Below are 23,888 nucleotides of genomic sequence, written 5' to 3'. Positions count from 1 at the left end.
CGCGGTGTCCGATCATCGGGACGTCTCATCCGGCGTCCCGCCGTACGAGACGTCTTTGCCAGGCGCGGCGCGCTGCTGCACAGTCGTCGTTCCGAACGCTCGCATCCGGAGGTAGAGCTGATGACCGCCACCGACGAGGCCGGCACCGTCGGTCCCTCCGCCCGGCTGCTCCAGCTGTTCGAAGGGCACCGGCTGACGCCCACCCAGCGGCGGATCGCCCACTCGCTGGTCCGGCACGCCAACGAGGCGCCGTTCCTGTCCAGCGTCGAGGTCGCCGAACTCGCCGGGGTCAGCCAGCCCTCCGTCACCCGCTTCGCGGTCGCCCTCGGGTACGACGGCTACCCGGCGCTGCGCAAGCAGCTGCGCGACCTCGGGGCGGGCGAACAGGCCGCACCGGAGACCCCGGACGACGCGGTGCGCAACGAGCACCAGCAGGCCGTGCTGGCCGAGATCGAGCACCTGCGCCACCTCGCCGAACTCCTCGCCGACCCCGAACCCATCATCCGGGCCGCCCGGCTGCTCGCGGCCTCCCGCCCGCTGCCGGTGCTCGGCCTGCGGGCGGCCTCCGCGCAGGCGCGCGGCTTCGCGTACTTCGCGGCCAAGGTGCACCCGGACGTCCGGCTGCTGGACGAGGGCGGCAGCATGCTCGCCGACCGGCTGGAACAGGCCACCGCGGCGGGGGCCACCGCGCTGCTCTGCTTCGCCCTGCCGCGCTACCCGCGGGAGCTGATGGACGCCCTGGCCGTCGCCCGGGAGTGCGGGCTGACCGTGCTCACCGTGGCCGACAGCGCCTTCTCGCCGGTCGCCAAGCTCTCCGACCTGATGCTGCCGGCCGCCGTCGGCACCGGGCTGGTCTTCGACACCGCCTGTGCGCCGATGATGCTCGGCCGGGTGCTGTTGCAGACCATGTGCGACGAACTCCCGGGGGCGGAGGCCAGGTTGGAGGCGATCGAGCACGCGGCGGCGGCGCGGGGGCTCTTCCTGGAATAGGCACGACCTCGGAATACGGCCGGGGGAGTACTCGACAGGAACCCCGGGCATCCCCTAGTGCAGGGGGTGCCGCCCATGCGCGTGATCCACGAGATGAAGTTCGTCGCCCGCCTGGCCTCGGGTGCCGACGAATGGTCCTGCCCCGCCTGCGGACGCCGCGTCACCCTGCGGCGCCTGCCCGAACCCGAACTGACCGTCCTCGACCCGGGCGACGAGTCCGCCGTCCACGTCGGCGTCATCGAACCCGACGCCCGCGCCACCGCGGCCGCCGAGAAGTACGGCCTCGGCCCCGTCCAGAACATCCCCCGTCCACCCTCCCCGCCCGCCCCCGACGCCGCCGACCGCCGCTGGCTCGCCGAGATCGGCATCGACTGGGACGGCGGTGACGCCGCGGCGTGACTCAGCCGCGGGGGGCGTAGAGCGGAAGGTCGTGGGTGTTCAGCTCGGAGGGAAGCGGCGAGGGAAGCGGGACGGGCTCGCCGTACTCGCCGTGCAGGACGCCCTGGTACTCGCCGTCGCGGGGGTGGGTGTGGAGTGTCCATTCACCCTTGCGGGGGTCGACCGCGAGGAGGACCGGCACCCCTGCGATCGCGTACCAGCCGGTCTTGGCGGCGATGAGGCTGACGCGCGAGGGGCTGGGGGTCACTTCAACGGCTAGAACGACGCCGTGGGCGTCAGCCGGCCAGTCGTCTTCGCCCGCCCACTCGGTGGGTAGGACAAGCAGGTCCGGGGTCGCGTAGTCGTCCTGGTCGTCCGGCAGGGCGATGGACGACGGCTCGTAATCGTCGAGGTGGGCCGGCAGCCGTGATCCGATCCGTTCACGCAGGCGTCGCACCGTTCCTGCGTGCTTGCCCCGGCGGGGCGGCGACATCAGCAGAGCACCACCGATGACCTGGATCCGGAGTCCCGTGTGCCACCCGATCTCTTCCGCGGCGCGACGCAGCCTGCCGGGTCGTACCGGGACGGTCGCCACGGCAGTCCTCTGCTGGGCCGAGTGGCTGGTGTTCTCGGCCTGAGCGTACGGCTGGCGAGGCGTCCGGACGTGGGCATTGATCGGATTGCTCCGGGGTCTGGTCGAAAGTTGCTTGTTTAGATATATTCAGCCGAACCGAGCTTGAATGAATCCATCCGCAGAGAGGCCGGGACATGGTGCAGCAGCAGGCGAGCGGGCCGCGCGAGGTGCGTGCGGCGCGGGGGACGGGACTCACGACGCAGGGGTGGCAGCAGGAGGCGGCCCTGCGGATGCTGATGAACAACCTCGACCCCGAGGTGGCCGAGCACCCGTCGAAGCTGGTCGTGTACGGCGGCACCGGCAAGGCCGCGCGGGACTGGCGCTCCTTCGACGCCATGGTGAAGACGCTGCAGGGGCTGAAGCAGGACGAGACCATGCTGGTCCAGTCCGGGCGGCCGGTCGGCGTCATGCAGACCCACGAGTGGGCGCCGCGCGTGCTGATCGCCAACTCCAACCTGGTCGGCGACTGGGCCAACTGGGAGGAGTTCCGCCGGCTGGAGAGCCTCGGGCTCACCATGTACGGCCAGATGACCGCCGGCTCCTGGATCTACATCGGCACCCAGGGCATCCTCCAGGGCACCTACGAGACCTTCGCAGCCGTCGCCAACAAGCGCTTCAACGGCACGCTGGAGGGCACCATCACCCTCACCGCCGGCCTCGGCGGGATGGGCGGCGCCCAGCCGCTGGCCGTCACCATGAACGGCGGCGTGGCGATCTGCATCGACTGCGACCCGTCCCGGATCTCCCGCCGGATCGAGCACCGCTACCTGGACGTCGAGGCCAAGGACCTCAGCCACGCGCTGGAGCTGGCCACCGCCGCCCGCGACAAGCGGCAGCCGCTCTCCATCGGCGTGCTGGGCAACGCCGCCGAGCTCGTCCCGCAGCTGCTCGCGATGGACGCGCCGATCGACATCGTCACCGACCAGACCAGCGCCCACGACCCGCTCAGCTACCTGCCCGTCGGCGTCGCCTTCGAGGACATGGCGGACTACGCGGCCGCCAAGCCCGCCGAGTTCACCCAGCGCTCGCGCGAGTCGATGGCCCGGCACGTCGAGGCGATGGTGGGCTTCCTGGACCGCGGCGCCGAGGTCTTCGACTACGGCAACTCGATCCGCGGCGAGGCCCAGCTGGCCGGCTACGACCGCGCCTTCGCCTTCCCCGGCTTCGTCCCGGCGTACATCCGCCCGCTGTTCTGCGAGGGCAAGGGCCCGTTCCGCTGGGCCGCGCTGTCCGGTGACCCGCAGGACATCCACAAGACCGACAAGGCCGTCCTCGACCTCTTCCCGGAGAACGAGTCGCTGGCCCGCTGGATCAAGATGGCCCAGGAGAAGGTCCACTTCCAGGGCCTGCCCGCGCGCATCTGCTGGCTCGGCTACGGCGAGCGCGACAAGGCCGGCGAGCGCTTCAACGACATGGTCGCCTCCGGCGAGCTGTCCGCGCCGATCGTGATCGGACGCGACCACCTGGACTGCGGCTCGGTGGCCTCCCCGTACCGCGAGACCGAGGCGATGTTGGACGGCTCGGACGCGATCGCCGACTGGCCGCTGCTCAACGCCATGGTCAACGTGGCCTCCGGCGCCTCCTGGGTGTCCATCCACCACGGCGGCGGCGTCGGCATCGGCCGCTCGATCCACGCCGGCCAGGTCACCGTCGCCGACGGTACGGCGCTGGCGGGCGAGAAGATCCGCCGGGTGCTCACCAACGACCCGGGCATGGGCGTCATCCGGCACGTGGACGCCGGGTACGACCGCGCCACCGAGGTCGCCGCCGAGCGCGGGGTCCGCGTCCCCATGGGTGAGCTGTGAGCTTCGAAGAGATGTGGGCGGAGCTGCTCCCCGTGGGCCGCTCCGCCGCCTCCGGCGGCTACCGCCGCTTCGCCTGGAACTCCGCCGACGCCGAGTGCCGAGCCTGGTTCGAGCAGCAGGCCCGCGGCCGCGGCCTGACGTACGAGCTGGACCGCAACGGCAACCAGTGGGCCTGGCTGGGCGATCCTCATGGTCAGGGAGCGGTCGTCACCGGCTCGCACCTGGACTCCGTCCCGGACGGCGGCGCCTTCGACGGCCCGCTCGGGGTGGTGTCCTCCTTCGCCGCGCTGGACGAACTGCGCGCCCGCGGGGTCGAGTTCGACAAGCCGCTGGCGATCGTCAACTTCGGTGACGAGGAGGGCGCCCGGTTCGGCGTGGCCTGCATCGGCTCCCGGCTGACCGCAGGCGTGCTCTCCCGCGAGGCCGCGTACGAGTTGCGCGACGCGGGCGGCCTGCGGCTGCCCGACGCGATGGAGAAGGCCGGCTACGACCCCACCGCGATCGGCGCGGACGACGAGCGGCTGGCCCGGATCGGCGCCTTCGTCGAACTCCACGTCGAGCAGGGCCGCCACCTCGCCGAGGGGCAGCCGGTCGGCGTGGCCGGCGCGATCTGGCCGCACGGCCGCTGGCGGTTCGACTTCCACGGCGAGGCCAACCACGCCGGCACCACCCGGATCGAGGACCGCCGCGACCCGATGCTGACGTACGCCAACACGGTGCTCGCCGCCCGCAAGAAGGCGAAGCTGGCGGGCGCGCTGGCCACCTTCGGCAAGGTCGCGGTCGAGCCCAACGGCACCAACGCGATCGCCTCGCTGGTGCGCGGCTGGCTGGACTCCCGGGCCGCCGACGAGCGCACCCTCACCGAGCTGGTCGCCGAGATCGAGCGGGCCGCCGCCGAGCGCGGCGAGCGCGACGGCGTCCGGGTCGAGCTGACCCGCGAGTCCTACACCCCGGTGGTGGACTTCGACGGCCCGCTGCGCGACCGGCTCGCCAAGCTGCTCGACGCCCCGGTGCTGCCCACCGGTGCGGGACACGACGCCGGGATCCTGGCGTCCGCGATCCCGACCGCCATGCTGTTCGTGCGCAACCCCACCGGCGTCTCGCACTCCCCGACCGAGCACGCCGAGGAGGCCGACTGCCTGGCCGGGGTCGCCGCCCTCGCCGACGTACTGGAGGACCTGGCGTGTCACTGACGGTTCCGATGCGGTACTGGGCGCAGCACGCCTGGCTGCCGGGCGCCAACGGGCCGGCGGTCGAGCCGGACGTGCTGATCACCCTCGGCCCCGACTGCCGGATCGACCGGGTCCAGCCGGACAGCGGGCCGTGCCCGCCGGACGCCGTCCGGCTGGACGGGCTGCTGCTGCCAGGCCAGGCGAACGCCCACTCGCACGCCTTCCACCGGGCGCTGCGCGGGCACGTCCAGGTCGGCTCGGGGACGTTCTGGACCTGGCGCGACACCATGTACCGGTTCGCCGACGCGCTCGACCCGGACAGCTACCTGGAGCTAGCCACCGCCGTCTACGCCGAGATGGCGCTCGCCGGGATCAGTGCCGTCGGCGAGTTCCACTACCTGCACCACGCGCGCGGCGGCGCCCGCTACGCCGACCCGAACGCGATGGGCGAGGCGCTCGTCGAGGCCGCCGCCCGGGCCGGCATCCGGATCACCCTGCTGGACACCTGCTACCTGTCCTCCGGCTTCGGCGCCGAGCCGACCCACCCGCAGCTGCGGTTCAGCGACGGCGACGCCGCGGCCTGGGCCGCGCGGGCGGACGCGCTCAAGCCGCGCGAGCACGCCCGGATCGGCGCCGCCATCCACTCGGTCCGGGCCGTCCCGGCCGAGCAGCTGGGCACCGTCGCGCACTGGGCGGCGATGCGCGGGGCGCCGCTGCACGTCCACCTGTCCGAGCAGACCGCCGAGAACGACGCCTGCCTGGCCGCGCACGGCGTCACCCCGACCCGGCTGCTCGCCGACCACGGCGCGCTCGGCCCGCGCACCTCGGCCGTGCACGCCACCCACCTCACCGACGAGGACGTCAAGCTCCTCGCCGACTCCTCCACCACCGTCTGCATGTGCCCCACGACCGAGCGGGACCTCGCCGACGGCATCGGCCCAGCGCGCCGGCTCGCCTCGGCGGGCAGCCCGATCAGCCTGGGCAGCGACAGCCACGCGATCATCGATCCGTGGGAGGAGGCCCGGGCGCTGGAGCTGGACGAGCGGCTGCGGACCAGGACCCGCGGCCATTGGACGGCCAACGCGCTGCTGCGGGCCGGCGGCGAGGACGGGCACGCCTCGCTCGGCTGGCCCGAGGCCGGGCGGATCGAGGCCGGGGCGCTCGCCGACTTCACGGCGATCTCGCTGGACTCCGTCCGTACGGCGGGGCCGCCGCCCCGGCTCGGCGCCGAGATCGCCGTCTTCGCGGCCTCGGCGGCGGACGTGCGGCACCTGGTGGTCGGCGGGCGGCACGTCGTGCGGGACGGCGTGCACCAGCTGGTGGCCGACGTGCCGGGGGCGCTGCGCTCCGCGATCGGCGCGCTGGACTGCTGAACTTTCCTTGTCCGACTCCCTTCGGAAGGCGTTGACTTGAGCACCAGGACCACTGTGATCACGGGCATCGGCAGCCTGGTCACCAACGACCCCGGGCACGGGACCGGGCCGCTCGGCCTGCTCACCGACGCGGCCGTGGTGATCGACGGCGAAACCGTCGCCTGGGTCGGCCCGGCGGCGCAGGCCCCGGCGGCGGACGAGCACTTCGACGCCGGGGGCCGGGCGCTGCTGCCCGGCTTCGTCGACTCGCACGCCCACCTGGTGTTCGCGGGCGACCGCACCGCCGAGTTCAACGCCCGGATGTCCGGGCAGTCGTACTCGGCGGGCGGTATCCGTACGACGGTGGCGGCGACCAGGGCGGCGAGTGACGCCGAACTGGACGCGAACGTCGCCGGGTTCGTCCGGGAGGCGCTGCGGCAGGGCACCACCACGATCGAGTGCAAGTCCGGCTACGGGCTGACGGTCGGGGACGAGGCCCGGGCGCTGCGGATCGCGGCGAAGCACACCCCGGAGACCACGTACCTGGGGGCGCACATCGTGGCTCCCGAGTACGCCGAGGACCCGGCGGGTTACGTGGACCTGGTGACCGGCGAGATGCTGGACGCCTGTGCGCCGCACGCCCGTTGGGTGGACGTGTTCTGCGAGAAGGGCGCGTTCGACGGCGACCAGGCGCGGGCGGTCCTGACGGCGGGGATCGAGCGCGGCCTCACGCCGAGGGTGCACGCCAACCAGTTGACGTACGGGCCGGGCGTGCAGCTCGCGGTGGAGCTGGGGGCCGCCTCGGCGGACCACTGCACGCATCTGACCGATGAGGACGTGGCGGCGCTGGCGGGTTCGGCGACAGTGGCGACGCTGCTGCCGGGGGCGGAGTTCTCGACGCGGGCCGAGTACCCGAGCGGGCGGCGGCTGCTGGACGCGGGGGCGGTCGTGGCGCTGTCGACGGACTGCAACCCGGGTTCCAGCTTCACGAGTTCGATGGCGTTCTGCATCGCGGTGGCGGTGCGGGAGATGGGGATGACGCCGGACGAGGCGGTCTGGGCCGCGACTGCGGGCGGCGCGCACGCGCTGCGGCGCAGTGATGTCGGGACGGTGGCGGTGGGGGCGCGGGCGGACCTGCTGCTGCTGGACGCCCCGTCGCATGTGCACCTGGCCTACCGGCCGGGCGTGCCGCTGACGGCGGCGGTCTGGCGGGCGGGCATCCGGGAGGTCTGAGGCCCGGACTGTGAACGGCCCCCGCGCCCCCGGGGTGGCGGGCGCGGGGGCTTCGCGTTCAGGGGGTAGTGGTCAGGTGGTCGAACTCGCCTGCCTTGGCGGCCTGGAGCAACTTGGCGAACGTGGTGGGCGTGGCGCGGATTACTACCTCGCCGTCGTCGGACTCACGGAGTTCGACCACCCCTTCACGTGCGCGCACCTCGACGCAGTTGCTGGCTGCTTCGCTGAAGCTGGATTTCTGCCACTCGGAGCTATTCATACCTGTCGTTCAGTTCCTTCATGATCGAGCGAATGTAATCTCGCGACTCGCTCTCCGGGAGCGCGACGGCTTCGATGCGCTCAAAGATTGCGCGGTAGCCCGTCAGCTGGGCGGGCGAGTCGAAGATGTGGGAGCCGTGGGACGAGTCAGCCTGGACCGTGTCCAGCTCCGGCACCGGCCCCTCCGCGTAGATCAGGTTCTCACTGGGGCCAGGGAAGTCGGCCGTATCGAACGGTACGACTCGCAGCGAGACTCCCGGAAGCTCGGAGTCTTCGACGAGGGAACCAAGCTGTTCCCTGAGTACTGCGGGACCGCCGTACTGAATTCGCAGTGCTGCCTCGTGGACCAGTGCCACGTACGGCGTTTCACCTGATCGAATAGTCTGCTGCCTGCGCAGGCGGAACCCCACCCTGCGATCGACCTCGCGACCGGGAAGAGGAGTGAAACCTCTCGCGAACACGGCGGCGGCATAGGGGACCGTCTGAAGCAGCCCCGGCACGAAGCCGATGTTGAAGCTCTTGAGCCTCTTCGCATGTCCCTCCATTTCCGCCACGTCAATGGGGGCGGCTGTGAGGGCGTTGCGATACTCATCCCACCAGGCCCGATCTCGCTCCCTGGCCATCCCGGCGAGCGCGTCGACCAAGGGCGCGTTGGCGCACATGCAAGCCTCCGCGATCTCGTGCAGGCGCTCCACGCTGACTGCGGACTTCCCGTTCTCCATCTGCGTCACCAGAGCAGGAGTCACACCGAGCAAGCGGGCAAGGTGGCTGCCTGCGAAGCCGGCCTGCTCTCGCATCCTCCGCAGTTCAGCGCCGAGTCGACGCTGGCGAAGGGTCGGATTCTGGCGGTTGGCCATGGCGTCCTTTCTGCCGGTACAGGCGCCAGTCTGCCGTGCCGCGCACAGGGGTGGCCATCCGGAGGATGACTCCATCGGGGGAACCTTCGCGCATCGAGCTTAACGTTAAGCTCCGATGCGCTATCGTCATTCTCAGCTCGATGCGACGGATCGTCAGTAATGCCTGTTTTCAAGGCAGTAGGCGCCTACTGCCCGTGCGCCGAAGAGCAGCCGCACGCCGGCCTGGCTCACGGTGACGACCGTCATGACCTCTCCCGCGCCACAGCCTCACGGAGGTTCCCGTGTGCATCCGTAACACCCCCTCGCTCGCCCTCTCCCGTCAGGCCCTGCGGGACGCCATGACCCGCAACGGTCGCTGGGGCGCCGACGCCATCTTCAACGCCGAACTCGCCCTCTGCGAGCTGATCTCCAACGCCTGGCGGCACGGCGACACCCCCGTGCCCGTCGTCTGGTTCTCCATCCTCGACCGCACCCTCCGGGTCACCGTCTCCGACGAGAGCGACGCCCTCCCGCAGCCCCGCACCCCCTCCGGCCTCGCCGAGACCGGCCGGGGTCTCCAGCTGATCGAGGGCCTCACCGACCGCTGGGGCGTCGACCCGCAGAAGCGCGGCAAGACCACCTGGTACGAGCTGGACTCCCTCGCGTGACCCGCGACCCCGTCGCGCCCGACGACCCCCGGATGCGCGACTACACCGAGCCCCAGATCACCGCCCTCCTCGGCGAGTTGCACCGGCGAGGCCTCCCGTACGGACTCCTCTGGGGCTCCGCCGCGCCCGGCGAGAAGACCCTCGACGGCCGCATCCTGATCGACTTCGGCAACGCCCCGGTCAGCACCCTCCTCAATCTCCTCCATCTCCTCCGCGACCTGGAGCGCGACGAGGCGTGGCACCGGTGAGGTTCTTCGTCGGTGCGATCCTGGTCGCCCTCCTCGTCCTCGCGATCGCCACCGTCGCCCTCGGCGTCCTCGCGACCCTCAAGATGCCCCACCCCGAGAACCGCGACGACCAGCCCTGAACCCCACGCGATGGCCCTCGCCCACCCAGGCCGAGGGCCTCGCGGGCACGGCGTTCCCGAGTGAGCGGGATCACGCGCTCAGCCTGAAACCTCGTCAGCCGGTTCGTCGATCTCGTCACCGTAGCGGTGGGTTCGTGAGCATGTACGGGGGTGACGCATGGGTGAGTCCGCGGCCGCGAAGGCCGTCCAGAAGGTCACCGGCATGTGGTGGCCGGACGCCGACCCGGACAAGCTGCGTACCGTGGCCGACGCGTGGGACGGAAAACGTACACGGCATGTACCTGCCCCTGGAGCGCAGGCTCCTGATCAACTCCAGCGCCGAGACGCCCAGCAGCGTCGCCGTCCACGAGTTCGGGCACGCGGTCGACGAGGCCTACGGCTTCAAGAGTCGTCAGCCGGACTGGCAGCATGTGCAGCAGCAGGTCCTCGACCGGATCGGCGGCAATCCGAAGCTGGACGCCTACACCCGCCAGCCGCACGAGTTCTTCGCCGAGGCGTTCAACCACTGGACCGCGAACAAGCTGAAGGCGTTCACGTTCGGCGACCGCGAGGCCGCGAAGCTCCTGAAGGAGTACTTTGAGCGAGCATTCTGAACCCTACGAAGTCACCGCGCACCCGATGCTCGACGCCGACGGCGTCACCATCTGGCAGAAGTACGGCGGCAGGACCGCGGAGGGGTACCACTACGACGGCTGGCACAAGTACCGGCCCGGCGACCCCCGTTACGACGAACTGCTCCCGCAGGCACGTCAGAACCCCCAGGCCGCCGACGACGATGACGACCTGGACGACGACCTGGACGAGGGCGGGAGCGCGGTCCACCCCGAGACCCTGGCCATGCTGATGGACATGCAGCGCAGGACGACCGAGCGCGAGACGGGCCGGTAGCTCACGCTGGGGCACCTGCCCCGCGCCGGGGAAAGCGGTGAACTCGAACATCGCGGGCCCCCCGGGGGGTGATGGCCCCGCGAGTGATCGCCACCTGCTCCCTGCTGGAGATCCCTCCGCGCACCGACCGACCGGCCCCACGCCGCATGCCAAGGCCGACGAGGACATTCGCATTCTCGACCTGACCGGCAGGCCGAACCCGGGCTTCCCGACCAGGACTTCTGGACCTTCGATGACTCAACCGTCGTCCTGATGAACTTCGAGCCCGGCCGAACACGGACCAACCGCGTGCCCGTCGAGGGCGACGCTGAGAAGTACCGGGAATGGCAGCGGATCGCCGTGGCCGAGTCGGTGCCCTCCATGGACTACGTGGACGAACACGGCCGGCAATGGACCCGGTTGTCTGGCGCAGGAAGTCGGCCGGGCCGACTTCCTGCGCGTTCAGGTGCCCTCTACGTGGCCAATTGCTTTCGCAGGAAGTTCAGTTCGTGGTGCAGCAGGTTCTCCACCACGGCCTCGTCCGTCGGCCGGTGGCCGGTTGCCCGCAGGGGCAGGACTTCGTGGGGGCGACCGGCGGCGAGCAGGGCGTGGGAGAGCCGCAGGGCGTGGGCGGGGTAGACGTTGTCGTCCGCCAGGCCCTGGATCAGCAGGAGCGGGCGGCTCAGGTTCGGGGCCTCGGCGATGAGGGAGCCGTCGTCGTAGTGCTCGGGGTACTGGTCGGGGTGGCCGAGGAAGCGTTCCTGCCAGTGGGTGTCGTAGAGCCGCCAGTCGGTGGGGGCGGCCCCGGCGGAGGCGGCGTGGAAGACGTCCGGGCGCCTCAGCACCGCCAGGGCGGCCAGGTAGCCGCCGAAGGACCAGCCGCGGATGGCGACCCGGTCGAGGTCCAGCAGTCCGGGCCGCAGTCGGGCCGCCTCCCGCAGGCCGTCGATCTGGTCCTCCAGCGGGGGACCGGCCTTGTCGCCCCAGACCGTCTTGTCCCACTGCGGCCCGCGCCCCGGGGTGCCCCGGCCGTCCACCACCAGCACCGCGAAGCCCTGGTCGGCGAACCACTGCGACACCTGCTCGTACCAGGCGCCTCCGGTGGTGACCTTCTGCATGGCCGGCCCGGCGTACGGGTCGAGCAGCACCGGCAGCGGGCCGTCGCCGGGGCGGTGGCCGGTGGGCAGGTAGAGCGCGGCGCGCAGTTCGCGCGGGCCGAGGCGGAGCAGTTCGGGTCGGGCGGTGACGACGGGAGGTTCGGCGTACGAGGTGAGCGGCCATGACGGCGCGCCGTCTCGCAGCACCTCGGTCCGGCCGTCGGGGGAGCGGGTGGTGAGCACCAGGGTGCCGCCGCGCCGCACTCCGGTGTGCAGGCCGGGGCCGCTGCTCAGCTTCCGTATGCCGAGATCGGGCAGGTAGGCCCACAGGTGTGTCTCGGTGGGCTCCTCCGAGGCGGTGAACAGTACCTCCTCGTCCTCCGTCCCGACCACGGCCCGCAGCTGCAGCCCGGCCGGCGTGACGGGCTTGCCGTCGACGGTCAGCTGCCGGGTGTCGCCCTCGTCGGTGGTGTCGACCAGCGCGCCGCCCGCCGTGCGGACCGGCAGGCCGGGGAGCAGCTCGACCCAGTGGGGATCGGAACGTTCGGCGAGCACCGTGGTGCCGCCGTCCGCGCCGATCGCCAGGGTGCGTACGGTGCGCTGGTCACGGCTCTGCACGGCGGCGTACGGGCCGTGGCCGTCCCAGCCGGCGGCCGTGACGTACTCGAAGGCGGCGCGGTCCCAGCGGACCTCGGCGCGGCGGCCGTCGAGGCCGAGCAGCCAGAGCGAGACGTCGGCGTTGGCGGTGCCGGCCAGCGGGTAGCGGATGGCGCGCGGCTGCTGCTGCGGGTCGGCCGGGTCGGCGAGGAAGAGCCGGGTCACGGCGCGCTCGTCGATCCGGGCGACCAGCAGCGCGGTGCCGTCGGGGGACCACCAGTGACCTCGGGTGCGGTACATCTCCTCGGCGGCGACGTGCTCGGCGAGGCCGTACGTGATGTCGCAGTCCTCGGGTTCGGCCAGCGCGCGGTCGCCCGTGCCGTCCGCGCCGACCACCCGCAGGGCGCCGCCGCTGACGTAGGCGATCGTGCGGCCGGTGGGGTCGAGGCGGGGATCCTGCGGTTCGGCCGCGGAGGGGACCGCCCGCACGCCGCCCGAGACGGCGTCGGCCAGCCACAGCGCGCCGTCCAGCACGAACGCGGCGAGGGATCCGCCGGCGTCGGCGCTGTACGAGGTGATCCCGCCGGCGGAGCCCAGCGTGCCCGGGTCGGCGATCAGCCGTTCCTCGCCGCTGTCGGCGTCCAGCGCCCAGAGGCAGGTGAGTGGGTCGCTACCGCCCCGGCTGCGCAGGAACAGCACGGTCGAACCGTCGGCGGAGGGTTCCGGCTGGACGGGGACGCCCAGGGTGAACCGTCTGGTGCGGGCGAGTTGCTGAGGGAACGAGTCGGTGGCCATGCGGGCACCGTAGACAGAAAACGACCGGGGCCGCCGCGGATCTCAGGAATCCACGGCGGCCCCGGAGCTTCACCGGGCGGACGTCAGTGCACGTCGCCCATGAGCTTGACGACCTTCTTGCGGTACATCGCCAGCGCGACACCCGCGACGATCGCCATGACGCCCTGCACCGCGAAGTACGCGGTTCCGCCGACCACCTTGTCGCCCAGCACCAGCTGGAAGATGGCGGCGACGCAGTCACCCGCGGTGACGGCGAGGAACCAGACGCCCATCATCTGGCTGGCGTACTTGGTCGGCGCCAGCTTGGTGGTGACGGACAGGCCGACCGGGGAGAGGGTGAGCTCACCGACGGTCTGGACCAGGTAGACCATGGCCAGCCACAGCGGGGTGACCTTGGTGTCGCCGGAGGCGGAGGCCATCGCCAGCATCATGACGATGAAGGAGGCGCCGATCATCAGCAGACCGAAGGCGAACTTCATGGTGGTGCTGGGGTTCTTCGACCGGCGGGCCAGCGCGACCCAGATCCAGGCGAAGACCGGGGCCAGCGCCATGATGTACAGCGGGTTGAGCGACTGGAACCAGCTGGACGGGAAGTTGAACCCGAACAGCGTGGACGCGGTGTGCTCGTCGGCGAAGATGTTCAGCGTCGAGCCGGACTGGTCGTAGATCATCCAGAACACGGCGGCGGCGACGAAGAACCAGATGTAGCCGCTCATCTTGGACTGCTCGTTGGCGTCGAGGTCCTTGTCGCGCTTCACCTTGGTGAAGACCAGGACCGGGATCGCCAGGCCCGCGATGGACAGCGGCCAGATCGCCCAGTTGATGGTGAAGTGGCCGGTAGCGGCGACGACCCCGTAGAAGACGGCGGCGATGGCCAGCCAGATGCCCGCCTTGGTGAAGATCTTCCGCTTCTCGTCCGGGGTGATCGGCGAGGTGACGACGTTGCTCTTCGGGCTCAGGTGGCGGGTGCCCAGCAGGAACTGGCCCAGGCCGAGGGCCATGCCGACACCGGCGAGGGCGAAGCCCAGGTGCCAGCTGACGCTCTGGCCGACGGTGCCGATGACCAGCGGGGCCGCGAAGGCACCGAGGTTGATGCCCATGTAGAAGACGGTGAAGCCACCGTCGCGGCGCGGGTCGTTCGGGCCGTCGTAGAGGTGGCCGACCATCGTCGAGATGTTGGCCTTGAGCAGGCCGGAGCCGACCGCGATGAAGGCGAGGCCGACGAAGAACGACGCGCTGAAGGGGACCGCCAGCAGGAAGTGGCCGATCATGATGATCGTGCCGCCGACCGCGACGGTCTTGCGAGCGCCGAGGAAGCGGTCCGCGATCCAGCCGCCCGGGAGGGCGAGCAGGTAGACCATGGCCGTGTAAACGCTGTACACGGCGGCGGCGACGGCCGTCTTCATGGCCAGGCCGCCGTCCGCGACGGAGGCGGTCATGTAGAGCACCAGCAGGGCGCGCATGCCGTAGTAGCTGAAGCGCTCCCACATCTCGCTCATGAAGAGAGTGGCGAGTCCCCGGGGGTGGCCGAGGAAGGTCTTGCCGCTGGGGTTGGCCGACGTGACGCCGGTGTCCAGGGTCGTAGACGCCATGAGTAGTGGTTCCTTGCCTGATCGCGTCCGCCTAGGGGGGTGGCGGCGGACGAACTTCAACCACTGTACGTGGCGATATTTGGCGTTATCAGATGACAAAAGCCACGTATCAGGTATGGGAATGGCAAAGTTCGCCTCAGATCTGCCCGATTGTTCGATGGTAGACCGGCGGCTCTTCCTTCAGTTTCAAGATCCAAGACGAAATTCTTCGCCGAACGACCGGTTGGTGTCCCCCTGTTGGCCCCCATCAACCCCTTGTATAACGATCACGCTCTGTGAACTACCTCACAGGGCGTACGGGCTTACCCGAGCGGACTACCATCACCACATGACCTGTGTGCTGCTCGCCGAGGACGACCCGGCGATCTCCGAACCGCTCGCCCGGGCCCTGCGACGGGAGGGCTACGAGGTGCTCGTCCGCGAGGACGGTCCGACCGCCCTCGCCGCCGGCCTCACCGAGGAGGTCGACCTCGTCGTCCTCGACCTCGGCCTGCCCGAGATGGACGGCCTTGAGGTCTGCCGCCGCCTGCGCGCCGACGGCAAGAGCTGCCCCGTCCTGGTGCTCACCGCCCGTGCGGACGAGGTCGACACCGTGGTCGGCCTGGACGCCGGCGCCGACGACTACGTCACCAAGCCCTTCCGGCTGGCCGAACTGCTCGCCCGCGTCCGGGCCCTGCTCCGGCGCGGCAACGTCGACCAGCTCACCACCGGTGCGCACGGGGTGAAGATCGACATCGAGTCCCACCGCGCCTGGCTCGGCGAGGAGGAGCTGACCCTCTCCGCCAAGGAGTTCGAGCTGCTGCGCGTCCTGGTCCGCGATGCCGGCCGGGTGGTCACCCGCGAGGAGATCATGCGGCAGGTCTGGGACACCACCTGGTGGACCTCGACCAAGACCCTGGACATGCACATCTCCTGGCTCCGCAAGAAGCTCGGCGACGACGCGGCGAACCCGCGCTACATCGCCACCGTGCGCGGGGTGGGGTTCCGGTTCGAGAAGAATTAACCCCGCACGGAGATCGTGGCCGGGCGGCGGCCGATGAAGCGCAACACCTCGGGGAGCAGCAGCGTGAAACGCCGGATGATCAACTCGCTGCTGGTCGTCGTCCTGGTGGTCGTCGTGGTGTTCTGCGTGCCGCTCGCCCTGGTCGAGAAGCGGACGATCGTCAGCTCGGCCCAGGACCGGGTGGACGCGGCCGCCGTCCGGGTGCTCGCCCTGGTGGACAGCCGGCTCGCCGCGGGCGAGTCGGTCAAGGAAGGGCGGGTCTTCGAGAGCCAGGTCACCGAGGGCAGCTACGTCGAGGTGCAGATCCCCGGCCAGCCGGTGGTCTCGGCCGGTGACCGCCCGTCCGGGAACCACCTGCTGAGGGCCGCCGAGCGCGGCAACAGCGGTGAGATCGTCACCGTCGAGCAGTCCCGCGAGGACGTCGACCACGAGATCACCAACAACCTGCTGCTGCTCGGCGTGGTCGCCCTGCTGGCCGTCCAGGCCGCCGTGGCGCTCGCCGTCTGGCAGGCCAAGCGGCTCGCCCGGCCGCTCACCGACCTCGCCGAGACCGCCGAACGGCTCGGCTCCGGAGACCCGCGCCCGCGCGACCGCCGCTACGGGGTGCCCGAACTGGACCGGATCGCCGAGGTGCTGGACACCAGCGCCGAGCGGATCGCCCGGATGCTCACCGCCGAACGCCGGCTCGCCGCCGACGCCTCGCACCAGCTGCGTACCCCGCTCACCGCGCTGTCGATGCGGCTGGAGGAGATCACCTCCCTGGCCGAGGATCCGGAGACCGTCAAGGAGGAGGCGACCATCGCCCTCCAGCAGGTCGAGCGGCTCACCGACGTCGTCCAGCGACTGCTCACCACCCAGCGCGACCCGCGCAGCCCCACCGCCGTCGCCTTCGACCTGGACGAGGTGATCAAACAGCAGGTGGAGGAGTGGGGCCCGACGCTGCGCGAGCAGGGCCGGGTGCTGTCGCTGGAGGGCCTGCACGGGGTCACCGCGGTCGGCACCCCGGGGACGGTGGCCCAGGTGCTGGCCACCCTGATCGAGAACTCGCTGATGCACGGCGCCGGGACGATCACCCTGCGGGTGCGGCCCTCGGGCACCTCGGTGGTGGTCGAGGTACAGGACCAGGGCGCCGGGGTGCCGGCCGACCTCGGCAACCGGGTGTTCGAGCGAGCGGTCAGCGGCCGCAACTCCACCGGGATCGGCCTGGCCGTCGCCCGCGACCTGGCGGAGGCGGACGGCGGTCGGCTGGAGCTGCTCTCGCTGAAGCCCGCGGTGTTCGCGCTCTTCCTCGGCCGCAGCCACCAGGATTAGTCACCGGGGCCACCAGTCACCGGGGCCAGTCGCCGGGACCGGTCACGAGGCGCTGTCGAGCCGCATGTCGCGGACCACGTCGAGGTTGGTGAAGGTGGGCGGCGCGTCACAGAGCGCCACCATCTCGCGGAAGATCCGGTCGGTCTGGGGGAGCTTGGAGTTGCGCATCGCCTCCTCGTAGGAGGGGAACTCCACGATCTCCACCACGTGCCGGGTGTCGGAGCGGTCGGTGCCGACCACCGCGTGCGAGGCGGTCCGGGTGCCGTCGGTGGCCTCGACCCAGGTGTCCATCAGCTGGTTGAGGTCGTCGAGCCTGTCGGTCTTGCAGTCGATGATCTGGACGAACGTCATGGCGCGCCTCCTGGGACCCCCTCGGCCTCGATCGTCCGCGGGCCGTGCTCGCCCTCGGTCACCACTGTCCTCTCGCGGAGGCGGACCGGGCAAGGGGCGGAGCCCGGGCAAGGCGGGAGGGACCTACTCGGCCTTGGCGAAGCGGATCTGCTCGGTGACGAGCATCAGCTCGGCCTGGGCGGCCAGCTCCTGGCCGCCGGCGGCGGCGTCGACGCCCGGCTCGGTCTCCGGCAGCGCCTTGAAGACCCACGTCCGGTAGGAGAAGAACCGGAAGGCCGTGCCGGCGATCAGACCGATCACGTTCTTGGCGATCAGCTGGCTGGTGGCCGAGTGGTACCCGAGCACGTGCACCGAGAAGGCGTTGATGCCGTTCTCGATCAGCATGCCGATGGCGCTGAAGATCAGGAACAGGGTGATCTCGCGCTTGCGCGAGGCCGCGTCCCGGTCGCGGTAGAGCCAGTAGCGGTAGCCGAGGTAGTTGGTGCCGATCGCGACGCCGGTGGCGATGTAGCCCGAGAAGGAGTTGACCGGCCCGGTCGCCTTCAGGCAGACCCAGAAGACGCCCGCGTTGACGATCACGCCGGTCAGGCCGACGATGCCGAACTTCACCGCCTCACCCCTGAGCCCACGCAGTTTCTGCATGAGCGAGGGCTCCGAAGCTGCGGTCGTCGCCATACCGTTGGCCTCCATGTGTACGCGGGTCGAAAGGACGGATCGCTGGGACGCAACCATCCCTTGAGCCCTGCGTGCACGCACATGATCCGACCGCGCGGACGAGGACCTGGCCGTCCAGGCTACCCGCTTCCACCGAACGGCTCAGCCGTCCGGGACGGGGGTTGACATCTACGCGCGTCCACTACTCACGGCCCCACCGCGGCTCCAAGGCCCCCCACCGGCCCGGATATCCTGGCGGGGTGACTTCCCCGGGCAATGTGAATTTTCCAGTGGTGGGCATGATCGGTGGCGGGCAGCTGGCCCGCATGGCACACCAGGCGGGAATCCCGCTCGGGGTCCGGTTCAAGCTCCTCGCCGACACTCCCCAGGACTCCGCCGCACAGGTGGTTTCCGACGTCGTCCTCGGTGACTACCGCGACCTCGACACCCTGCGCCGCTTCGCCGCCGGCTGCGACGTCATCACCTTCGACCACGAGCACGTCCCCACCGAGCACCTGCGGGCCCTGGAGGCCGACGGCATCGCCGTCCGTCCCGGCCCGGATGCGCTGGTCAACGCCCAGGACAAGGGCGTGATGCGGGCCAGGCTCGACTCCATCGGGGTGCCCTGCCCCCGGCACCGGATCGTCGCCGACCCGGCCGATGTCACCGCCTTCGCGCAGGAGGGCACCGGCTACCCGGTCGTGCTGAAGACCGTCCGCGGCGGCTACGACGGCAAGGGCGTCTGGGTCGTCGACGACGAGCAGCAGGCGCAGGCCCCGTTCCTGGCAGGCGTCCCGGTGCTGGCCGAGGAGAAGGTCGACTTCGTCCGCGAGCTGGCCGCCAGCGTGGTCCGCTCGCCCAGTGGCCAGGCCGTCGCCTACCCGGTCGTGGAGAGCGTCCAGGAGAACGGCGTCTGCGCCGAGGTCACCGCCCCCGCGCCGGACCTCGACCCCGCCCTCTCCGACGAGGCCCAGCAGCTCGCCCTTCGGATCGCCGGCGACCTCGGCATCGTCGGCCACCTGGCCGTCGAGCTGTTCCAGACCCGGGACGGCCGGATCCTGGTCAACGAGCTCGCCATGCGCCCGCACAACTCCGGGCACTGGACCCAGGACGGCGCCGTCACCTCGCAGTTCGAGAACCACCTGCGGGCCGTCCTCGACCTCCCGCTCGGCGACCCCCGGCCGCGCGCCAGGTGGACCGTCATGGTCAACGTCCTCGGCGGCGACTACCCGGACATGTACCACGCCTACCTGCACTGCATGGCCCGCGACCCGGGGCTGCGGATCCACATGTACGGCAAGGACGTGAAGCCCGGCCGCAAGGTCGGCCACGTCAACGTCTTCGGGGACGACCTCGACGACGTCCGCGAGCGCGCCCGCCATGCGGCCGCCTACCTGCGAGGAACGATCACCGAATGACCTCTCCTGTCGTTGGCATCGTGATGGGCTCGGACTCCGACTGGCCGGTCATGGAGGCCGCCGCCCAGGCCCTGGACGAGTTCGAGGTCCCCTACGAGGTGGACGTCGTCTCCGCCCACCGGATGCCCCGCGAGATGGTCGCGTACGGCGAGAACGCCCACCAGCGCGGTCTGAAGGCGATCATCGCGGGCGCCGGCGGCGCGGCCCACCTGCCCGGCATGCTGGCCTCCGTCACCCCGCTGCCGGTCATCGGCGTGCCGGTGCCGCTGCGCTACCTGGACGGGATGGACAGCCTGCTGTCCATCGTCCAGATGCCGGCCGGCGTCCCGGTCGCGACCGTGTCGGTGGCCGGCGCGCGCAACGCGGGTCTGCTCGCGGTGCGGATGCTCGCCGCCTTCGACCCGGAGCTCGCCGAGAAGATGACCGACTTCCAGGCCGAGCTGAACAACCAGGCCACCGAGAAGGGCAAGAAGCTCCGGGCCAAGGTGGCCGGGGCCCCGCCGTTCGGCTTCGGCAGCAAGTAAGGCCTGACGACCCGGTGGGGTAGAACAGCCCGTATGACTCCTCAGACGGACTCCGCCACCCCGCTGGCCGCCGCCCGCGCCCTGCTGCGCACCGCCCCCGTGGTGGACGGTCACAACGACCTCCCCTGGGCGATGCGCGAGCAGGCCGGGTACGACCTCGGCGCGCTCGACCTCGCCGCCGACCAGAGCGACCGCCTGCACACCGACCTCGCCCGCCTCGCGGAGGGCGGGGTCGGCGCGCAGTTCTGGTCCGTCTACGTGCCCGCCTCGCTGGCCGGCGACCACGCGGTGAGCGCCACCCTGGAGCAGGTCGACTTCGTCCACGCCCTGGTCGAACGCTACCCGGACCGGCTGCGCCTGGCCCGTACCGCCGCCGACATGGAGGCCGCCCGCGCCGAGGGCCGGATCGCCTCGCTGATGGGTGCCGAGGGCGGCCACTCGATCGACTGCTCACTGGCCACCCTGCGTGCCCTGTACGAGCTCGGCGTGCGCTACCTGACGCTCACCCACAACGACAACGTGCCGTGGGCCGACTCCGCGACCGACGAGCCGGTGGCCGGCGGGCTGACCCGGTTCGGCGAGGAGGTCGTCCGGGAGATGAACCGGCTCGGCATGCTGGTCGACCTCTCGCACGTCTCCGCCGACACCATGCGGGACGCCCTGCGGGTCACCGAGGCGCCGGTCGTCTTCTCGCACTCCTCGTCCCGCACGGTCTGCGACCACCCGCGCAACATCCCGGACGACGTGCTCGCCCAGCTGCCCGCCAACGGCGGGGTGGCGATGGCGACCTTCGTCCCGAAGTTCATCCTGCCCGCCGCGATCGAGTGGACCCTGGCCGCCGACGAGAACATGCGCGCCCACGGCTTCCACCCGCTGGACACCACCCCGCCGGCCATGGAGCGCCAGCGCGCCTTCGAGGCCGCCAACCCGCGCCCGATCGCCACCCCGTCGACCGTGGCCGACCACCTCGACCACATGCGCGAGGTCGCGGGCATCGACCACATCGGCATCGGTGGCGACTTCGACGGCACCGCCTTCCTGCCGGACGGCCTCGACTCGGTGGCGGGCTACCCCAACCTGGTCGCCGAACTCCTCGGCCGCCACTGGTCGGAGGCCGACCTGGCCAAGCTCACCTGGCACAACGCCGTCCGCGTGCTGCGCGACGCCGAGTCCGTCGCCGCCACGCTGCGGGCGAGCCGACGGCCCTCCATCGCCACCATCGCCCAGCTCGACGGCGGGGCCTGAGTCCTCAGCCCAGCCGCGGGATCTCGATGGCCGGGCACCCGTCCATCACCATCGGGACCCCCGCGGCCCGGGTCCGCCCGTACGCGGCCTCGTCGATGACGCCGAGCTGGAACCAGACCGCCTTCGCCCCGGCCGCCACCGCCTGGCCCGCCACCTCCCCGGCGGGCGAACTGTTCGCGAACACGTCCACCACGTCGACCGGGACGGTTACGCCAGGTGCCATCCGATTTCATGTCGACCTGGCGCGCTGACCAGCGCAGATCTCGGCAGGGAATGGTCGGCGGGGCGGCAGTGCTGGGGTCTGGTGAGTTCTCGGTACTCGGCTGCGAGGAGGCAGGACATGTATGGCGACCCGGAGACGGTCCGGAAGATCCTCACCGAACTGGGCGACACCTGGGCCGTCGTGGGCCTCTCGTCCAACCAGCGGAGGGCGGCCCATGGCGTGGCCGAGGTCCTGCAGCGCTTCGGCAAGCGCATCGTGCCGGTGCACCCGAAGGCCGAGACCGTGCACGGCGAGAAGGGGTACGCGTCCCTCGCGGACATCCCCTTCGAGGTCGACGTTGTGGATGTCTTCGTCCGCTCCGACCTCGCCGGGGATGTCGCGGACGAGGCGGCCGCGATCGGTGCCAAGGCCGTCTGGTTCCAGCTCGACGTGATCGATGAAGCCGCGTACGAGCGGACACAGGCTGCAGGGTTGTCCATGGTGATGGACAAGTGCCCCGCCATCGAGATTCCCCGCCTCGGCCTGGCAAATCGGGTCCGATAGGCGCTATCGACACCGTTATTTGGGAGCGCCCGCGCACCTGAGGCAACCTGGAATTCCGAGGGACGGGCGGGGGTGGGGCCGAAATCTGGCCCCGCCCCAGGCTGCCGTGGGAGGGGAAGCAGAAGAGGTGGCCGTCCACCTGCGGAAGATGACGTCCGTCGAGCGGGAAGTCTCTCCCCCCCGCGCACACCGTTGTGAACCGCCTGCGCATGAAGAACCCCCCGGTCTCCCGTACCGTCGACGAGCGGATCTTCGCATGCGGTTCGAACACGTTCGACGGAGTCGGCGTCCGGGCGGGCCGGGGGGTGGGATCAGCTGGGGCGGCCGAGGGCGCGGTAGGTCCAGCCGGCGGCGCGCCAGGCTTCGGCGTCGAGGACGTTGCGGCCGTCGAGCAGGCGGCGCTCGGCGACGACGGCGCCGAGCTCGGCCGGGTCGAGCTCGCGGAACTCGGCCCACTCGGTGAGGTGGAGGACGACGTGGGCGCCCTCGGCGGCCTCCATGGCGGAGTCGGCGTACGCCAGGGAGGGGAACATCTTGCGCGCGTTGTCCACGGCCTTCGGGTCGTAGACGGTGACCTGGGCGCCCTGGAGCTGGATCTGCGCCGCCACGTTGAGGGCCGGGGAGTCCCGGATGTCGTCCGAGTTGGGCTTGAAGGCGGCGCCGAGGACGGCGACCCGGCGGCCCAGGAAACCGCCGCCGCACTGCTCGCGGGCCAGCTCGACCATCCGCGAGCGGCGCCGCATGTTGATCGAGTCGACTTCGCGCAGGAAGGTCAGCGCCTGGTCGGCGCCGAGTTCGCCGGCCCGCGCCATGAACGCCCGGATGTCCTTGGGCAGGCAGCCGCCGCCGAAGCCGAGGCCTGAGTTGAGGAACTTGCGGCCGATCCGCTCGTCGTACCCGAGCGCGGTGGAGAGCAGCGTGACGTCCGCGCCGGCCGCCTCGCAGACCTCGGCCATCGCGTTGATGAAGGAGATCTTGGTGGCCAGGAAGGAGTTGGCGGCGGCCTTCACCAGTTCGGCGGTCGCGTAGTCGGTGACCAGGAACGGCACCCCGGCGGCGATCGGGTCCGCGTACACCTCGCGCAGCAGCTGCTCGGCCCGCTCGCTCTGGGCGCCGACCACGATCCGGTCGGGGCGCAGGGTGTCCTGGACGGCGAAGCCCTCGCGCAGGAACTCCGGGTTCCAGGCCAGTTCGGCCGCCTCGCCGACCGGCGCCAGCGCGGCCAGCCGCTCGGCCAGCCGGGCCGCCGAGCCGACCGGCACGGTGGACTTGCCGACCACCAGCGCCGGGCGGGTCAGGTGCGGCGCGAGCTCGTCGAACGCGGTGTCCACGTACGTCATGTCGGCGGCGAACTCGCCCTTGCGCTGCGGGGTGTTCACGCAGATGAAGTGCACGTCGCCGAACTCGGCGGCCTCCTTGGCGGAGGTGGTGAAGCGCAGCCGCCCGGTCGATCCCTCGTGCCCGGCCACGTGCTTGAGCAGCAGTTCGGACAGGCCCGGCTCGTACATCGGCACTTGGCCGGCGGTGAGCGTGGCGATCTTGTCGGGGTCGATGTCCAGGCCCAGCACCTCGAAGCCGAACTCGGCCATCGCGGCGGCGTGCGTGGCGCCGAGGTAGCCGGTGCCGATCACGGAGATGCGGAGGGTCACGGGTTCCCCTTAGTGCAGGTTCGACCAGTAGAGGGTGCCCCTGATGCTATCCGCCCGGCTCGGGTCGGCACCGTTCGCCCGCACGCCGAGGACGCTAGGCAGCCGCAGGTCGGAGCCCTAGGATCTCTACTGAACGGTAGTTAACCGCGATTCGACTCGGATCAGACGTCGTTCGGACGTCGGTCACTGGACGACGAGGCAGGCATCATGGCGGGCAGCGCAGGGGCGGCTGACTTCGATCTCTTCCGCATCTCCGAGGAGCACGAGATGCTCCGTGAGGCGGTGCGTTCGCTGGCCGAGGCGAAGATCGCTCCGTTCGCGGCGGA

24 protein-coding genes and 4 pseudogenes are annotated in these 23,888 nt (G+C 71.1%); 19 read left to right on the top strand and 9 right to left on the bottom strand.

What is annotated here, in order from left to right; all coding sequences use genetic code 11:
• Nucleotides 1-120 precede the first annotated feature (120 nt).
• A complete protein-coding gene (locus ACH4J0_RS35685; RefSeq protein WP_396245308.1) occupies nucleotides 121-990 on the top strand; it encodes a MurR/RpiR family transcriptional regulator in 870 nt (289 codons plus the stop codon).
• 75 nt (nucleotides 991-1,065) lie between these two features.
• Nucleotides 1,066-1,389, top strand: coding sequence for a hypothetical protein (locus tag ACH4J0_RS35680; protein ID WP_033350007.1), 324 nt, complete (start codon nucleotides 1,066-1,068; stop codon nucleotides 1,387-1,389).
• Nucleotide 1,390: 1 nt separating this feature from the next.
• On the opposite strand, the gene ACH4J0_RS35675 is transcribed toward ACH4J0_RS35680, so the two are convergent.
• On the bottom strand, nucleotides 1,391-1,888 hold the full coding sequence (locus ACH4J0_RS35675; protein ID WP_396245366.1) for a Uma2 family endonuclease: 498 nt from the start codon (nucleotides 1,886-1,888) through the stop codon (nucleotides 1,391-1,393).
• Between the two features lie 248 nt (nucleotides 1,889-2,136).
• Between ACH4J0_RS35675 and hutU the strand changes: the two genes are divergently transcribed.
• The 4 genes from hutU to hutI are packed head-to-tail and all read left to right on the top strand — an operon-like array spanning nucleotide 2,137 to nucleotide 7,564.
• A complete protein-coding gene (hutU, locus tag ACH4J0_RS35670) occupies nucleotides 2,137-3,807 on the top strand; it encodes a urocanate hydratase (protein WP_396245306.1) in 1,671 nt (556 codons plus the stop codon).
• Between the two features lie 11 nt (nucleotides 3,808-3,818).
• Nucleotides 3,819-5,000 (top strand): allantoate amidohydrolase, encoded by a 1,182-nt coding sequence (locus ACH4J0_RS35665; RefSeq protein ID WP_396245365.1) that lies wholly within the window; start codon nucleotides 3,819-3,821, stop codon nucleotides 4,998-5,000.
• Nucleotides 5,001-5,008: 8 nt separating this feature from the next.
• Nucleotides 5,009-6,352 carry a formimidoylglutamate deiminase gene (locus ACH4J0_RS35660; protein ID WP_396245364.1) on the top strand — a complete coding sequence of 448 codons (1,344 nt, stop codon included), beginning with the start codon at nucleotides 5,009-5,011 and terminating at the stop codon, nucleotides 6,350-6,352.
• Nucleotides 6,353-6,388: 36 nt separating this feature from the next.
• Complete coding sequence (hutI, locus tag ACH4J0_RS35655; protein ID WP_396245304.1) at nucleotides 6,389-7,564, top strand: imidazolonepropionase; 1,176 nt, start codon at nucleotides 6,389-6,391, stop codon at nucleotides 7,562-7,564.
• 58 nt (nucleotides 7,565-7,622) lie between these two features.
• Here the strand turns inward: hutI and ACH4J0_RS35650 are convergent, their stop codons facing one another.
• Entirely contained in the window at nucleotides 7,623-7,823 is a 201-nt protein-coding gene (locus ACH4J0_RS35650; RefSeq protein ID WP_396245302.1) for a DUF397 domain-containing protein, read from the bottom strand.
• Nucleotides 7,816-8,679, bottom strand: coding sequence for a helix-turn-helix domain-containing protein (locus tag ACH4J0_RS35645; RefSeq protein WP_396245300.1), 864 nt, complete (start codon nucleotides 8,677-8,679; stop codon nucleotides 7,816-7,818). The genes ACH4J0_RS35650 and ACH4J0_RS35645 overlap by 8 nt, the downstream gene beginning before the upstream one ends.
• A gap of 281 nt (nucleotides 8,680-8,960) precedes the next feature.
• Here ACH4J0_RS35645 and ACH4J0_RS35640 point away from each other — a divergent pair, with 281 nt between their 5' ends.
• The 6 genes and pseudogenes from ACH4J0_RS35640 to ACH4J0_RS35615 all read left to right on the top strand — a co-directional run.
• Nucleotides 8,961-9,326, top strand: a complete 366-nt coding sequence (locus ACH4J0_RS35640) for an ATP-binding protein (protein WP_396245298.1) — start codon at nucleotides 8,961-8,963, stop codon at nucleotides 9,324-9,326.
• Entirely contained in the window at nucleotides 9,323-9,574 is a 252-nt protein-coding gene (locus tag ACH4J0_RS35635) for a hypothetical protein (protein ID WP_396245297.1), read from the top strand. The genes ACH4J0_RS35640 and ACH4J0_RS35635 overlap by 4 nt, the downstream gene beginning before the upstream one ends.
• Nucleotides 9,571-9,693, top strand: coding sequence for a hypothetical protein (locus ACH4J0_RS35630; RefSeq protein ID WP_396245295.1), 123 nt, complete (start codon nucleotides 9,571-9,573; stop codon nucleotides 9,691-9,693). The genes ACH4J0_RS35635 and ACH4J0_RS35630 overlap by 4 nt, the downstream gene beginning before the upstream one ends.
• A gap of 275 nt (nucleotides 9,694-9,968) precedes the next feature.
• Complete coding sequence (locus ACH4J0_RS35625) at nucleotides 9,969-10,286, top strand: hypothetical protein (RefSeq protein ID WP_396245293.1); 318 nt, start codon at nucleotides 9,969-9,971, stop codon at nucleotides 10,284-10,286.
• Nucleotides 10,270-10,581 carry a hypothetical protein gene (locus tag ACH4J0_RS35620; protein WP_396245292.1) on the top strand — a complete coding sequence of 104 codons (312 nt, stop codon included), beginning with the start codon at nucleotides 10,270-10,272 and terminating at the stop codon, nucleotides 10,579-10,581. The genes ACH4J0_RS35625 and ACH4J0_RS35620 overlap by 17 nt, the downstream gene beginning before the upstream one ends.
• Before the next feature lie 240 nt (nucleotides 10,582-10,821).
• Nucleotides 10,822-10,893, top strand: a pseudogene (locus tag ACH4J0_RS35615) (hypothetical protein); the annotation flags it as partial.
• 140 nt (nucleotides 10,894-11,033) lie between these two features.
• Here ACH4J0_RS35615 and ACH4J0_RS35610 read toward each other — a convergent pair.
• Both ACH4J0_RS35610 and ACH4J0_RS35605 read right to left on the bottom strand, forming a co-directional pair.
• On the bottom strand, nucleotides 11,034-13,049 hold the full coding sequence (locus ACH4J0_RS35610) for a prolyl oligopeptidase family serine peptidase (RefSeq protein WP_396245291.1): 2,016 nt from the start codon (nucleotides 13,047-13,049) through the stop codon (nucleotides 11,034-11,036).
• Nucleotides 13,050-13,132: 83 nt separating this feature from the next.
• On the bottom strand, nucleotides 13,133-14,641 hold the full coding sequence (locus tag ACH4J0_RS35605) for a peptide MFS transporter (RefSeq protein ID WP_396245289.1): 1,509 nt from the start codon (nucleotides 14,639-14,641) through the stop codon (nucleotides 13,133-13,135).
• Nucleotides 14,642-14,969: 328 nt separating this feature from the next.
• Between ACH4J0_RS35605 and ACH4J0_RS35600 the strand changes: the two genes are divergently transcribed.
• Nucleotides 14,970-15,644, top strand: coding sequence for a response regulator transcription factor (locus ACH4J0_RS35600; RefSeq protein WP_030290974.1), 675 nt, complete (start codon nucleotides 14,970-14,972; stop codon nucleotides 15,642-15,644).
• Between the two features lie 63 nt (nucleotides 15,645-15,707).
• On the top strand, nucleotides 15,708-16,955 hold the full coding sequence (locus tag ACH4J0_RS35595) for an ATP-binding protein (RefSeq protein WP_396245363.1): 1,248 nt from the start codon (nucleotides 15,708-15,710) through the stop codon (nucleotides 16,953-16,955).
• Nucleotides 16,956-17,003: 48 nt separating this feature from the next.
• Here ACH4J0_RS35595 and ACH4J0_RS35590 read toward each other — a convergent pair.
• Nucleotides 17,004-17,306 (bottom strand): annotated as a pseudogene (locus tag ACH4J0_RS35590) (ester cyclase); the annotation flags it as partial.
• 123 nt (nucleotides 17,307-17,429) lie between these two features.
• On the bottom strand, nucleotides 17,430-17,948 hold the full coding sequence (locus ACH4J0_RS35585) for a GtrA family protein (protein WP_396245288.1): 519 nt from the start codon (nucleotides 17,946-17,948) through the stop codon (nucleotides 17,430-17,432).
• A 290-nt stretch (nucleotides 17,949-18,238) separates the two neighbouring features.
• Between ACH4J0_RS35585 and ACH4J0_RS35580 the strand changes: the two genes are divergently transcribed.
• Genes ACH4J0_RS35580 through ACH4J0_RS35570 form a run of 3 tightly spaced genes read left to right on the top strand, consistent with a single transcriptional unit; the run spans nucleotide 18,239 to nucleotide 21,147 of the window.
• Nucleotides 18,239-19,378: a 5-(carboxyamino)imidazole ribonucleotide synthase gene (locus ACH4J0_RS35580; RefSeq protein ID WP_396245362.1), complete on the top strand. Its 1,140-nt coding sequence runs from the start codon at nucleotides 18,239-18,241 to the stop codon at nucleotides 19,376-19,378.
• Nucleotides 19,375-19,902: a 5-(carboxyamino)imidazole ribonucleotide mutase gene (gene purE, locus ACH4J0_RS35575; RefSeq protein ID WP_396245285.1), complete on the top strand. Its 528-nt coding sequence runs from the start codon at nucleotides 19,375-19,377 to the stop codon at nucleotides 19,900-19,902. Before ACH4J0_RS35580 ends, purE begins: the two co-directional genes overlap by 4 nt.
• Before the next feature lie 33 nt (nucleotides 19,903-19,935).
• Nucleotides 19,936-21,147, top strand: a complete 1,212-nt coding sequence (locus ACH4J0_RS35570) for a dipeptidase (protein WP_396245284.1) — start codon at nucleotides 19,936-19,938, stop codon at nucleotides 21,145-21,147.
• A 4-nt stretch (nucleotides 21,148-21,151) separates the two neighbouring features.
• On the opposite strand, the pseudogene ACH4J0_RS35565 reads toward ACH4J0_RS35570, so the two are convergent.
• Nucleotides 21,152-21,358: pseudogene (locus ACH4J0_RS35565) on the bottom strand (CoA-binding protein); the annotation flags it as partial.
• Between the two features lie 129 nt (nucleotides 21,359-21,487).
• On the opposite strand from ACH4J0_RS35565, the gene ACH4J0_RS35560 reads away from it, so the two are divergent.
• On the top strand, nucleotides 21,488-21,913 hold the full coding sequence (locus tag ACH4J0_RS35560) for a CoA-binding protein (protein ID WP_396245282.1): 426 nt from the start codon (nucleotides 21,488-21,490) through the stop codon (nucleotides 21,911-21,913).
• 311 nt (nucleotides 21,914-22,224) lie between these two features.
• Here ACH4J0_RS35560 and ACH4J0_RS35555 read toward each other — a convergent pair whose 3' ends face one another.
• The gene (locus ACH4J0_RS35555) at nucleotides 22,225-23,562 is read right to left on the bottom strand and encodes a UDP-glucose dehydrogenase family protein (protein ID WP_396245280.1); all 1,338 of its coding nucleotides are present in this window, start codon (nucleotides 23,560-23,562) and stop codon (nucleotides 22,225-22,227) included.
• A gap of 207 nt (nucleotides 23,563-23,769) precedes the next feature.
• On the opposite strand from ACH4J0_RS35555, the pseudogene ACH4J0_RS35550 reads away from it, so the two are divergent.
• Nucleotides 23,770-23,888 (top strand): annotated as a pseudogene (locus ACH4J0_RS35550) (acyl-CoA dehydrogenase); the annotation flags it as partial.

It is taken from the genome of Kitasatospora sp. NPDC017646 (genome assembly GCF_044329365.1).
GTDB lineage: Bacteria > Actinomycetota > Actinomycetes > Streptomycetales > Streptomycetaceae > Kitasatospora.
The sequence above is the reverse complement of the archived record's forward strand: the minus strand, read 5'-3'. Positions and strand labels throughout refer to the sequence as shown.